At 65.6% G+C, this 480-nt stretch carries 1 protein-coding gene; it reads left to right on the top strand.

The features are described 5' to 3' along the window. Window positions 1–480, top strand: a 480-nt coding sequence (locus DVK00_RS20840; protein ID WP_121578519.1) for a flagellar basal body-associated FliL family protein, incomplete at both ends; no start/stop codon positions are given.

The following is a 480-nucleotide window of genomic DNA, read 5'->3' as shown; positions in this document are numbered from 1 at the left end:
CCCAACCCCCGGCGGCCGAGGGCGGCGAGAAGCCGGGCAAGGGTAAGCTCAAGCTGATCATCCTCATCGTTGTCATCCTGCTGCTGGCCATTGGCGGCTCGGTGGGCGCGACCCTGTTCTTCCTTGGCAAGGACAAGGGAGCCGAGGAAGAGAAGCCCGTGGAAGAGGGCGCCAGCGAGACCGCCGCGCCGGTCACGCAGCCGGCGCTGTACGAGGCCATCGCCCCCGCGTTCATCGCCAACTACAAATTCCAGGGCCGCCAGCGCTACATGCAGGTCAGCGTGGCGCTGATGGCTCGCGACCAGGCCGAGCTCGATGCGCTCAAGGTGCATATGCCGGTGATCCGCAATCGCCTGGTCATGCTGTTTTCCGGTCAGGACTTCGCCGCACTGATGACGCCGGTCGGCAAGGAGATGCTGCGCAGCCAGGCCACGGCGGTGGTGCAGGAGCTGGCACAGAAAGAAACCGGCAAAACCGTGG

The sequence above is a fragment of the Haloarcula sp. Atlit-47R genome (assembly GCF_003665985.1).
GTDB lineage: Archaea > Halobacteriota > Halobacteria > Halobacteriales > Haloarculaceae > Haloarcula > Haloarcula taiwanensis.
This window is presented reverse-complemented; position numbering and strand designations above follow the sequence as displayed.